Origin of the sequence: Saccharopolyspora sp. (assembly GCF_017434145.1) — a bacterium.
Classification (GTDB): Bacteria; Actinomycetota; Actinomycetes; order Mycobacteriales; family Pseudonocardiaceae; genus Saccharopolyspora_C; species Saccharopolyspora_C galaxeae.
Genome location: NZ_JAFRFW010000055.1, coordinates 1 through 10467 on the forward strand (window position 1 = coordinate 1; position 10467 = coordinate 10467).

Genomic DNA, 10467 nt, shown 5'->3' on the forward strand with positions numbered 1-10467 from the left:
GCGGCGGCCGAGCGGCTGGCCGCGCACTCCCGGCTGCTCGGCGCGAACGGCGGCGACGACGACTACGGCGAACAAGTCCGCGAAGTCCTCGCGTGGCTGGATGGCACGTTCCTCGACGGCGACGGGTTGCCCGCGCGGGCGGTGTCGGCGGAAGGCGCGTCGTTGCAGGTGTGGATCCTGGGTGCCAGCGCGGGCCAGAGCTCGCGGACGGCGGGTGAGCACGGGCTGCCGTTCGTCGCGAACTATCACACGGTACCGGGCGCGGTACTGGAAACCGCCGCCTCGTACCGGGAATCCTTCCGGCCTTCGGCCCAGCTGGCCGAGCCGTACCTGATCGTCTCGGCGGACGTGCTGGTCGCCGAGGACGATGCGACCGCGCGCCACCTCGCCGAACCCTTCGCGGAGTGGGTGCACGAGATCCGCTACGGCGAGGGCGCTCCGCCGTACTCGACGCCTGCGGATGCGGCGGGCCGCGGCTGGACCGAGGGCCAGCTGGAAGGGGTCGCCGACCGGTTGCAGACCCGCATCGTCGGCTCCCCGGAAACCGTCGTGGAACGGCTGGACGTGCTGCGCCGCGTCACCGGCGCGGACGAGCTGCTGATCACCACGATCACCCCCGGGCACCGGGATCGGCTGCGTTCTTTCGAGCTGCTCGCCGAAGCCTGGGCGCAGCGCTGATCGGCCGCGGACTCGCCGGGCCGCGGGCAGGTGCCGCGGCTGTCAGCACAACGGCGAGATGGCCGTCGGGTAGGCGATCGTGGATGTCGCACTGGTGATGTTCTCCGGCTCGTGCCGCGGCGGCCAGATCCCGCGCGCGAGCGCGTCGCCCCGGATCTCCTGGCGCGCCTTGAGGTCCGGGTACGGCCAGACGTGGGTGATGCGGGGTGCCCCGTCCAGCGCGAACATCGCCGCCGTCAGCGGATACATCCGGGTTCTTCGCGGTAGTGCGTCGTGCCAGCCCGACATCGTGGGCGTCAGCCCGCCGATTCTGAGGTGGTAGGTGTGGAACTCGTAGACCCCGCCGAAGTGTCCGGTCTGGATCGGCGGCAGGTATGGGAACGGTGCGAACGTCTCGATGTGGAACCGTTCCAGGTGCGCCCCGATGCCGAACGGGTCGCCGGTGGTCAGCACCCGCTGCCGTTCTTCGGCGATCTGCTGGGCGTCATCGAATTCCCGCAGCAGCAACAGGTCGCCGCCGTCCGCGCCGTGCTCGGTCTCCCAGCAGCCCAGCAGCCGTCCTCGGGTGCCGTCGCTGGTGTAGATTTCCAGCGCGGTGAGGGCGTCGGAAATCGCCCCCGGCTTCATCGACAACGTGGTGAGTTCGTGGAGCTGCATCCGGTTCCTTCCTCGGACTGGCCGCGAGGTGTTCGCGCGGCGGCGCGCCGCGGTAGCGTACTGAGCGCGTCAATGATCCGTTGTGGACAGGTCCCGTTCGATCAAACCTGAGACGATCTCAAATTCTGCGTTCGGCCGCGTCAGCCGCGGAAATGCCGTGGTGGTGCCGGTTTCGCGCGAATTCGCCCGAGCCGCCGAGCCGGTGCGCCGCCGATGTCCGTCCTCATCGGACAAGGGTTTTCCCTCGGTTTCGGCTAGCGGTGTTGCGCCGCCGCGGACAGATCCGGCACGACGTTGTCGATCAGGTGCGGAATCGCCAGCACACCCGGTTCGCGCAACGCCAGCCAGGAATCCGCGAGCACCGGCAGGTAACCGCCGCGCCGCACCACGTTCAGATTCCGGAAAACCGGGGAACTCTCCAGCTGCGGGCGCAGAGCCGGATCCGGGTAGGAAGTCAGCAGCACGTCGGTGTCCACTCGGTGCAGGCTTTCCGCGCTCAGCTGAGCGGAGAATCCTTTGCCCGGAAGATGTTGTGCGGCCGAGGCGAACCGCATTCCGAAGTCTGCGAGCGTTCGGGCGGTGACGTCGCGCGGTGTGCGAATCACGCCGAGCCCGCCCGGGCTGTGCGCGAGCGTGATCGCGAACTCCGCGCCTGCCAACTGCGGGTGCGCCGCCGAAGCATCCCGGATTCGACGCTCCACATCGGACACGAGCTCGTCCGCTCGGGCGGATTCGCCCAACGCTGCGCCGACCTGCCGCGTGGTGGCCTGCCAAGGTTCCTCGTCCGGCGCGGTTTCGAATGCCGTGGTCGGCGCGATCGCCGACAGCGCCGGGTATTCGCGGTCGATGTAGTAGTCGCTGCCCGCCAGGATCAGGTCCGGGTGCAAAGCGGCGATGGCTTCGGCCGAATATCCCTCGGAGGTCGGCCGCAGCGTCGTGGGGTGCCAGTCGGGACGCCGCTGCCACGGCGGCAATTCCGCCGACAACGGCAGTCCCACCCCTACTGGTCGCACGCCCAGCGCCAGCGCCGCGTCCACGTCGGCAGGACCGAGCGCGACCACTCGCGCCGGATGTTGCGGCACGAACGCCGTGCCGAGCCGATGCGCCACCGGGGTCCGCGGCTCGGCGGGCGGCGGAGCGGTCCCCGCGCACCCGCCGATCAGGACCAGCAGCAGCAACACCGCCGCCACGCGTTTCGTCCCGGAGGGCTGAGCACGTCCCGCAGCGATCACGCGAGTGAGGCTACCCTTGCTCGCGGCTCGGGCGGGAGCGCCGGATTCCGGCCGAGCGGGCTCGTGCCGGTCGCTCGGCCGCAATCCCGCAGCGAGGAGCCGCCGCCATCGGCCACGCGATCTCCGGCCGGGAATCCTCAGCCCTGCACCGGTTCCAGCACGAACACCGGGATGACCCGCTCGGTCTTGGTCTGGTACTCGGCGTACTGCGGGAACGTCTCCACGGCCCGATCCCACCAGCGGGCGCGCTCGTCGCCTTCGGCCAGGTGCGCGCGGTACTCCCGCACATCGGCACCGTCCTGCAGCCGGACCAGCGGGTTCGCGCGCAGGTTGTGGTACCAGTTCGGGTTCTTCGGGGAGCCGCCGAGCGAGGCCACCGCGGCGTACCGCTCGCCGTCGCTCACCCGGATCACCGGTGACTTGCGGACCGCCCCGCTCTTGGCTCCCTCGGTGGTCAGCACGACGCACGGGTACCCGTTGATCGTGCGGCCCTCCGCGCCGCCGGTGGCCTCGTAGCGGGAGACCTGGTCGGCCACCCAGTCGAACGTGCTGGGGGCGTATTCGCCTTGGAAGGACATGCGGTTTCCTCCTGCCGATCGGTAGTGCCCGCGCAGCGGGTCCACAACCGGCAACGCCTGCGGGGCTGCGAACAATCCCGGCACGTCGGCGCGGTCCGGGACGGCGGGCCGAATTCTTTCGGCATCCATTGTGGACGGAACTGGTGCCGTGCGGAACGCACCGCCTTCGGCGAGTCGGCCCGAATGCGGAGCCGATCTCGCGGGGGTCGTCCGCGCTGCGTTTCCGGGAATCGATCTTGGTCGACGGTCACCGAATCATAGGTTACTGTGACACATGTGTGGATAGACGTCCTCCTGCTGGCGAATCTGGCCGAACAGCCGTGCCACGGATACGAACTCCGCAGGAGGGTCGAGCACAGCACCGGCTACGCCCTGTCCAACAACTCGCTGTACCCGGCGCTGCGACGATTCACCGAAGCCGGGGCCGTCACGCGCACCCAGGAGCCGCAAGAGGGCCGCCCGCCCCGGCACGTCTACGAACTCACCGACGTCGGGCGGGAATTGCTGCACGACATGCTCGCCGACCTGCCCGAGGAACTCGCGCGGGACGAGCCGGAGTTCATGTCGCGGCTGGCGTTCTTCGACTGGCTCACCCCGGACGAACGGCTGCGCGTGCTCGACGCGCGCCGCAGCGCCTTGAAGAACCGCCGCGAGCGGATCGCCGCGTTCTGCGCGCAGGCCGAGCCGGGCGGCTGGAGCCACGAGGCGCTGCGCGAGACGAGCCGCCGCATCCACGCCGAACTCGACTGGCTCGACCAGGTGCGCACCGGCGCGCCTGATGGCCCACCGCGAAAAGAGGAGATCGGATGACCGCGCCCGCCCTGCCGCAGCTACCTTTCGACCGTCCGAACGTGCTGGAACTGGCCCCGCTCTACGACGTGCTGCGGCGGCAGGCGCCGATCTCCCGGGTGCGCACGCCCGCCGGTGATCAGGCGTGGCTGGTGACCTCCTACGACGAGGCTCGGGTGCTGTTCGCCGACCCGCGGTTCGGCCGCTCGCACCCGGCGCCGGAGCGGGCCGCGCGGATCTCGAACGCCGCGATCATCAACGGGCCCACCGCCGACTACGACACCGAACGCGCCGAGCACACCCGGATGCGCAAGCTGCTCACGCCCGCGTTCTCCGCGAAGCGGATGCGGCTGCTGACCGATCACGTGCGGGAGATCGTGGACGAGCGCCTCGATGCGTTGCAGGCGGCGCACGACCGGGCACCGGGTGAACCGGTGGACCTGCACGAGCACCTGTCGTTCCCGCTGCCGGTCCGGGTGATCTGCGGCCTGCTCGGGGTGCCGTTCGCCGACCGGGAGTACTTCCACGGCCTGTCGGACCGGATGAACCGGATGAGCTCCGGTGACGACCCGCAGGACGCTGCGGAGGAGTTCCGCGCCTACATGGGCAGGCTCGCCGAGGCCAAGCGCGCCGAACCGGGCGAGGACGTGGTCTCCGACCTCGTGGCCGCGCAGCGGGACGACCCGGACTTCGACGACGCGGAGATGACGAAACTGGCCCGCGGGCTGCTGTTCGCCGGGCACGAGACCACGGTCAACCAGATCGACATCGGTGTGCTGATGCTGCTGACCGATCCGGCGCGGCGGGATGCGTTCGCCGCCGACCCGGAAGGTCTGGTGCAGCAGACCGTGGAGGAGATGCTGCGGTTGTCCGCGCCGGGTGGGCTCGGCCTGCTGCGGTACGCGCACGAGGACGTCGAGATCGGCGGTGTGACGATCGAGACCGGTGACGCGGTGGTGATCTCGCAGGCCGCGGCGAACCGGGACGCGGCGGTGTTCGCGGACGCGGAGGACTTCGACCCGTCGCGGCGGCCCAACACGCACCTGGCCTTCGGGCACGGCGCGCACTTCTGCATCGGTGCGAGCCTGGCCCGCACCGAGCTGCGGGTGGTGTTCACCGCGCTGTTCCAGCGCTTCCCGCAGCTGCGCCTCGGGGCCGGGTTGGACGAACTGGTGGTGCGCGCGGACCGGGTGACCGGGGGAGTCGAGGGGCTGCCCGTCACCTGGTGAGCACGCTGCGCGGGCGGACCGCTCGTCCCGATCGGACGAACGGTCCGTTCGCTGGTCAGCCGAGTTCGGTCAGGACCCGGTCGACGATGGTGTTGCGCGCGAGTCCGTAGCGTTCGTGCAGCGTGGGCAGTGCGCCCGCGTCCAGGAACTCGTCCGGCAGCGAGATCGGTGCGACCCGGGTGCCGCGGCCGGCTTTGACGAGCTCGGCGGCCAGCGTCTCGAAGAGCCCGCCGACCACGGTGTGGTTCTCCAGCGTGACCACGAGCCGGTCGCCCGCTGCTTCGGCGAGCACGGTCCCGGTGTCGAACGGTTTGATCGTGGGACTGTGCACCACCGCGACGTCGACGTTGTGCGCGGCCAGGTCCTCGGCTGCCTGCAGCGCCCGCATCGTCATCAGTCCACTTGAGACGAATACGACGTCGTTCCCGCCGCGCAGCACGGAAGCCTTGCCCAGCTGGAGGGTGTGGTCGTACTCGTCGAGCACGGTCGGCACCTTGCCGCGCAGCAGCCGCAGGTACGTCGGTCCCTGCGATGCGGCCAACTGCGGCACCGCCTGCTCGATGTCCACCGAGTCGCACGGGTCCACAATGGTCAGATTCGGCATCCCGCGGAAGATCGCGATGTCCTCGGTGGCCTGGTGGCTCGGCCCGTATCCGGTGGTCAAGCCGGGCAGGCCGCCGACGATGTTCACGTTCAGGTTCGGCTCGGCGATGTCCAGGCACAGGAAGTCGTAGGCGCGCCGGGACGCGAACACGCTGTAGGTGGAGGCGAACGGCACCAGGCCGACCTCGGCCATCCCGGCGGCCGTGCCGAACAGCAGCTGTTCGGCCATGCCCATCTGGAAGTACCGATCGGGGTGTGCCTCGGCGAACACGTGCATGTCGGTGTACTTGCCCAGGTCGGCGGTGAGCCCGACGATCCGCTGGTCGCGCTCGGCCGCGGCGGCCAGCGCGTGGCCGAACGGCGCCGGAGCGGTGCGCTGGTCGGCATCGGCGAACGACGCGATCATCGCCGAGGTGGTGAGGCGCTTCTTGGTGGGCGTGCTCATCGTGTCGTCGCTCCTTCGCCGTCGGTCAGCTGCTCGCGGCACTGTTGCCACTCGTCCTCGTCGATGCGCATGAAGTGCGCCTTCTCGCGGGTTTCCAGCAACGGGACGCCGCGTCCGATCCGCGTGTCGCAGAGGATCACCGACGGCCGCCCGCGCGAACTCGCCTGCTCCGCGGCGGCGTCGAACGCGGCAAGCAGTGCTTCGACGTCGTTGCCGTTCACGCGCTGGGTGAACCAGCCGCAGGCGGCCCACTTCTGCTCGGCGGGTTCGATGCCGAGCACGCCGGCGGTCTTCCCGTCGGCTTGCAGCGCGTTCATGTCCACCATCGCGGTCAGCGCGCCGAGTTCGTGGTGCGCGGCACCCATGGCGGCTTCCCAAGTGGAGCCCTCGTTCAGCTCCCCGTCGGAGAGGAAGTTGAACACCCGGGCCGGGTTGTCCTGGTGCCGCAGCCCGAGCGCCATCCCGACGGCCACGGTCAGCCCGTGCCCGAGGGAGCCGCCGGAGATCTCCATTCCGGGCGTGTAGGTCGCCATCCCGGACATCGGCAGCCGCGAGCCGTCCGAGCCGTAGGTCTCCAGTTCGTCCACCGGAACGGTTCCCACCTCGGCCAGCGCGGCGTACAGCGCGATCGCGTAATGCCCGGTGGACAGCAGGAACCGGTTGCGTTCGGACCAATGTGGATCGTCGGCTCGCAGCCGGATCTGGTCGACGTAGCTGACCGCGAGCATGTCGGCGACGCCGAGCGCTTGGCCGACGTAGCCCTGCCCTTGCGCTTCGCCCATGTTGAGGATGTGGTGGCGCATCCGGTACGCGGCGGCGCGCACCCGCGCGGCCCGCTCCGCGAGTTCCGGACTCGCGGTAAGCGGCTGGTCCACTGTGGTCATGGTATTCCTTCCTCTTGTAGCGGAGTCGGAATTCGTTGCAGCGAGGCCGCAATCGGCGACCGGTCCGAACCCGGGCAGCACGACGCGGCGCGCCGTGCGGGCGCGGGGGAGTTCGCCGCTGTCAGCGGCCGGTCAGCGAGGACCACACCTCGAAATGGCGTCGCATGGCCGTTCGGGCGCCTTCGCCGTCGCGTTCCGAAACCGCGTCGACGATTCCGTAGTGGACGGTGTCGATGGCCCGGGTCTGGCCCGCTTTCAGGGTTTCCTGGCGGACCGCGGTGTGCCTGCGCTCGACCACCTCGTCGCGCAGCACGTGACCGAGCCCGTCGTGCAGCATCGTGAAGATCGGGTTGTCCACGATGACGAACAGGTGCCGGTGGAACTCCAGGTCCGCCTCCAGCGCCCGGTCGTCCGCACCGGCGGCGCTGGCCTGCACCATCTCGTCGACCAGGCCGCGCAGCGTGTCGACGTCGTCGGCGGTGGCCTGCCGGGCGGCGGCCTCGGACATCGAGATCTCCAGCATTTCCCGGGCGGCGCGGAACTGGCCACCGCCGAGCTGGCCGAGTTCGCTGGAGAGGTCGAAGTACAGCTGCAGGAAACTCGCGTCCGGCACGCCCAGGTAGGAGCCGCGGCCCTGGGTCCTGGTCAGGAACCCCATCGTCTCCAGCATGGACAGCTGTTCGCGCAGCGAGCCGCGGCTGATCTCCAGCGAGTCCACCAGCTCCCGCTCGGTCGGCAGCCGCAGGTTGCCGGTGCCGGGCTCCTGGTTCGCCTGCTCGGCGAGGCTGCGCACCAGATACGCGAGATCGACGCCCATCCGAACCTCCCAGGCCGACTTGGTAGGACCAATGCCGAAAACCTAGTTATCAGCGTGAGGCACTGTCAACGCTTTGGTTAAACCTTTCCGCTTCCGGTTCCGGACGACGGCCCGACCGGCGATCACCGGACGGAGCGGACCGCGTGGAGCGAAGGACTCCTTCGACCGAACGGGCGACGAGGTCCTTCACTCCGAACCGGTGGGGGTGCGGCGCAGCGCGTCCGGGGTGAGGGAAGCGGGGGAGGTGTGGCCGCTGAGGCCGAGGGTGAGGTCGAGCTCTGCGACGATGTCGGCGACCGCGTCGTGTGCGCCGTCCGCGCCGTTGACGGCGAGCCCGTACAGGTAGGGCCTGCCGACGGCGACCGCATCGGCACCCAGCGCGAGTGCTTTGAACACGTCGGCGCCGCCGCGGATGCCGCTGTCGAACAGCACCGTGAGCGCATCACCGACGACGGGCGCGATCTCGGCGAGCGCGTCCAGCGCGGCGATCGAGCCGTCCACCTGCCGCCCGCCGTGGTTGGACACCACGATTCCGTCCACTCCGGAGTCGGCCGCGCGCCGCGCGTCGTCCGGGTGCAGCACGCCCTTGAGCACGATCGGCAAGTCGGTGCGGTCCCGCAGCGTGGCGATGTCCGACCAGCCCAGGGACGGCCGCGAGTAGGTGTCCAAAAAGGTCTGAACTGCCGCCCGCGGTTCCGGTGAACGCAGATTTCCCAGCAGCGAGCCGGGAAAACGACGACTCATCGACAGCAATGCGCGGATAGCCGAGAGCGTGACCGAAACCGCTGAGCCACTGTCCTTTCCGGACTCGACCCGTTCGCGGATCATCTGCCGGAACCGCGGATCCGATGTGTACTGCGCGATCCCGCGTCCTTGGGCGAACGGCAGCGAACCGAGGTTGAGGTCCTGCGGCCGCCATCCGAGCAGCGTCGTGTCCAGCGTGACGACGATCGCCTCGGCGCCGCAGCGCTTCGCCCGGTCCAGGAAGCTGTCGACCAGCTCCTCGTCGGTGCTCCAGTACAGCTGGAACCACCGCGGCGCGTCACCCATGGCAGCGGCGCACTGCTCCATCGGCGCGCAGGCCTGGCTGGAGAACACGTACGGCAGGCCGAGCCTTGCCGCGGCGGTGGCGATGCCGATGTCGGCGCCGGGATGCACCAGGTCCGCGGCGCCGATCGGGGCGAACAGGACCGGTGCGGGGATCCGGCGTCCGAACAGCTGCACGCTCAGGTCCCGCTCGGACACGTCGCGCAGCATCCGCGGCACGATCGACCACCGGTCGAAGGCGTCGCGGTTGGCGCGCATCGTCGCACCCGAGCCTGCGCCACCAGCGACGTAGGCCCAGCCCCGTGCCGTGGTCTTGCGCTTCGCGAGCCTGCTCAACGCGGCGAAGTCGGTGGGTACGGCCGGTCGTCGGCCGGAAACCCCGGCGCGGTAGATGGCCGACTGCCGGTCGCGGCCGTAACCCTGCGCGTCGGACATCTCCCAGCCCTCCCTGTCGATTTGCGGCACGACGATGTTCCGCTTTCGGGGCCCGATCATCGCCGCAGGAGCGCACCGCGTCCACACCGGGTCACCCGCCCGGCTCGCCGTACCAGCGCCACGAAGTCCGGCGCGGCAGCCCGGGCAGCTCGATCCGCCCGGTCGCCCACAACAGGCTCGGCCACGGCTCCGCTCCGGTGGACACGTCCGGGAACAACCGCTCCAGCACGAGCTCGCACAGCTCCGCGGGCGGATCCCAGTCGAGCCCGAGGCCGTGTGCCAGATCATCGGTGTGCACAAGGGTTTCCACGATTCCCATCGCTGCGAAACCGGCCGCGTCGGAGGCGCCGAAGATGTGGTGCGCGCGGACCTGCGGCGGCGTCGTGCGCACCATCGCGCTCAGCAGCGCCCCGCTCGCCTCGAGCGCCTGGAGGAGCCCGTCCGGTCCGGCACCGCGGTCGGCGTGCACGGCGTTCATCGGCCCGCCCGGGCGGCGTGCCGAGTACGAGAAGCCGATCAGGTCGTCCAGCGGGGGAATCCGCGGGCCGAGCTGGGCCGCGTAGCCGAACAGGTCGTCGCCGAGGTGCTCGGCCGTCTCCCAGCAGTCCCATTCCAGCGCTCCGGCGGTTTCGCCCCAGGCGTCCGGCGGTGCCTGCCGCAGCAGGTCCACGGCGAGGTGCACGGCGCGGTCGAGGTGTTCAGCGGTGATGGTCGGCATGGCACGAACCTTCGCACCGACCGCGCGCCCGGGCTATTCCTTTTCGAGCCGGGCCAGGCCGCGGTACTGCGCATCGATCACTTCGGCGAGCCTGTTGAGCTGCCGCGCGAGCTGCCACCGCTCGTCCGGGCTGAATTCCGCGTAACCGGCGGCCTGCGCGCGGCGCTGGCGGGTGCGCAGCCGGTCCAGCTCCGCGGCTCCTTCGGGAGTGAGCCCGATCAGCACGCGTCGCTCGTCGTCCGGGCTGCGGCGGCGGGTGACGAAACCCTTGCCTTCGAGCTGCTTGAGCATCCGGGTCGCGGTCGGCAACGCGACGCCCGCCGCTACCGCGAGGTCGCCGACGGGCAGTTCGCCC

The 10467-nt window shown here is 70.3% G+C and carries 13 protein-coding genes; 3 read left to right on the forward strand and 10 right to left on the reverse strand.

Annotation, left to right across the window (positions count from 1 at the left end):
• Window positions 1-678 (forward strand): LLM class flavin-dependent oxidoreductase (locus IJH84_RS01420; RefSeq protein WP_295139318.1); only part of this gene is annotated, 678 nt, incomplete at its 5' end.
• A gap of 42 nt (window positions 679-720) precedes the next feature.
• Here IJH84_RS01420 and IJH84_RS01425 read toward each other — a convergent pair.
• From IJH84_RS01425 to IJH84_RS01440, 4 genes are all read right to left on the reverse strand, one after another.
• Window positions 721-1335, reverse strand: a complete 615-nt coding sequence (locus IJH84_RS01425; RefSeq protein WP_295139321.1) for an NIPSNAP family protein — start codon at window positions 1333-1335, stop codon at window positions 721-723.
• Window positions 1336-1404: 69 nt separating this feature from the next.
• Window positions 1405-1569 carry a hypothetical protein gene (locus IJH84_RS01430; RefSeq protein WP_295139324.1) on the reverse strand — a complete coding sequence of 55 codons (165 nt, stop codon included), beginning with the start codon at window positions 1567-1569 and terminating at the stop codon, window positions 1405-1407.
• 20 nt (window positions 1570-1589) lie between these two features.
• Window positions 1590-2567: an iron-siderophore ABC transporter substrate-binding protein gene (locus IJH84_RS01435; protein ID WP_295139327.1), complete on the reverse strand. Its 978-nt coding sequence runs from the start codon at window positions 2565-2567 to the stop codon at window positions 1590-1592.
• 137 nt (window positions 2568-2704) lie between these two features.
• Entirely contained in the window at window positions 2705-3145 is a 441-nt protein-coding gene (locus tag IJH84_RS01440; protein WP_295139330.1) for a nitroreductase family deazaflavin-dependent oxidoreductase, read from the reverse strand.
• A gap of 276 nt (window positions 3146-3421) precedes the next feature.
• Here IJH84_RS01440 and IJH84_RS01445 point away from each other — a divergent pair, with 276 nt between their 5' ends.
• The gene (locus IJH84_RS01445; protein WP_200072202.1) at window positions 3422-3955 is read left to right on the forward strand and encodes a PadR family transcriptional regulator; all 534 of its coding nucleotides are present in this window, start codon (window positions 3422-3424) and stop codon (window positions 3953-3955) included.
• Complete coding sequence (locus IJH84_RS01450; RefSeq protein ID WP_295139333.1) at window positions 3952-5163, forward strand: cytochrome P450; 1212 nt, start codon at window positions 3952-3954, stop codon at window positions 5161-5163. Before IJH84_RS01445 ends, IJH84_RS01450 begins: the two co-directional genes overlap by 4 nt.
• Before the next feature lie 55 nt (window positions 5164-5218).
• Here the strand turns inward: IJH84_RS01450 and IJH84_RS01455 are convergent, their stop codons facing one another.
• The 6 genes from IJH84_RS01455 to IJH84_RS01480 form a co-directional block, all read right to left on the reverse strand.
• On the reverse strand, window positions 5219-6211 hold the full coding sequence (locus IJH84_RS01455; RefSeq protein ID WP_295139336.1) for a transketolase C-terminal domain-containing protein: 993 nt from the start codon (window positions 6209-6211) through the stop codon (window positions 5219-5221).
• Complete coding sequence (locus IJH84_RS01460; protein ID WP_295139339.1) at window positions 6208-7095, reverse strand: transketolase; 888 nt, start codon at window positions 7093-7095, stop codon at window positions 6208-6210. Before IJH84_RS01460 ends, IJH84_RS01455 begins: the two co-directional genes overlap by 4 nt.
• Before the next feature lie 121 nt (window positions 7096-7216).
• A complete protein-coding gene (locus tag IJH84_RS01465; protein WP_200072206.1) occupies window positions 7217-7912 on the reverse strand; it encodes a FadR/GntR family transcriptional regulator in 696 nt (231 codons plus the stop codon).
• A 186-nt stretch (window positions 7913-8098) separates the two neighbouring features.
• Window positions 8099-9424: a lactate 2-monooxygenase gene (locus IJH84_RS01470; RefSeq protein ID WP_295139343.1), complete on the reverse strand. Its 1326-nt coding sequence runs from the start codon at window positions 9422-9424 to the stop codon at window positions 8099-8101.
• A 61-nt stretch (window positions 9425-9485) separates the two neighbouring features.
• Complete coding sequence (locus IJH84_RS01475) at window positions 9486-10112, reverse strand: maleylpyruvate isomerase N-terminal domain-containing protein (protein WP_295139346.1); 627 nt, start codon at window positions 10110-10112, stop codon at window positions 9486-9488.
• Between the two features lie 33 nt (window positions 10113-10145).
• Window positions 10146-10467, reverse strand: a 322-nt coding sequence (locus IJH84_RS01480; RefSeq protein ID WP_295139349.1) for a MarR family transcriptional regulator, incomplete at its 5' end; no start/stop codon positions are given.

What these genes read in the sequence shown, in the direction of transcription:
- IJH84_RS01425 (WP_295139321.1), bottom strand. Translation starts at nt 1,335, where the DNA reads ATGCAGCTCCACGAACTCACCACGTTGTCGATGAAGCCGGGGGCGATT.
- IJH84_RS01440 (WP_295139330.1), bottom strand. Translation starts at nt 3,145, where the DNA reads ATGTCCTTCCAAGGCGAATACGCCCCCAGCACGTTCGACTGGGTGGCC.
- IJH84_RS01450 (WP_295139333.1), top strand. Translation starts at nt 3,952, where the DNA reads ATGACCGCGCCCGCCCTGCCGCAGCTACCTTTCGACCGTCCGAACGTG.
- IJH84_RS01455 (WP_295139336.1), bottom strand. Translation starts at nt 6,211, where the DNA reads ATGAGCACGCCCACCAAGAAGCGCCTCACCACCTCGGCGATGATCGCG.
- IJH84_RS01460 (WP_295139339.1), bottom strand. Translation starts at nt 7,095, where the DNA reads ATGACCACAGTGGACCAGCCGCTTACCGCGAGTCCGGAACTCGCGGAG.
- IJH84_RS01465 (WP_200072206.1), bottom strand. Translation starts at nt 7,912, where the DNA reads ATGGGCGTCGATCTCGCGTATCTGGTGCGCAGCCTCGCCGAGCAGGCG.
- IJH84_RS01475 (WP_295139346.1), bottom strand. Translation starts at nt 10,112, where the DNA reads ATGCCGACCATCACCGCTGAACACCTCGACCGCGCCGTGCACCTCGCC.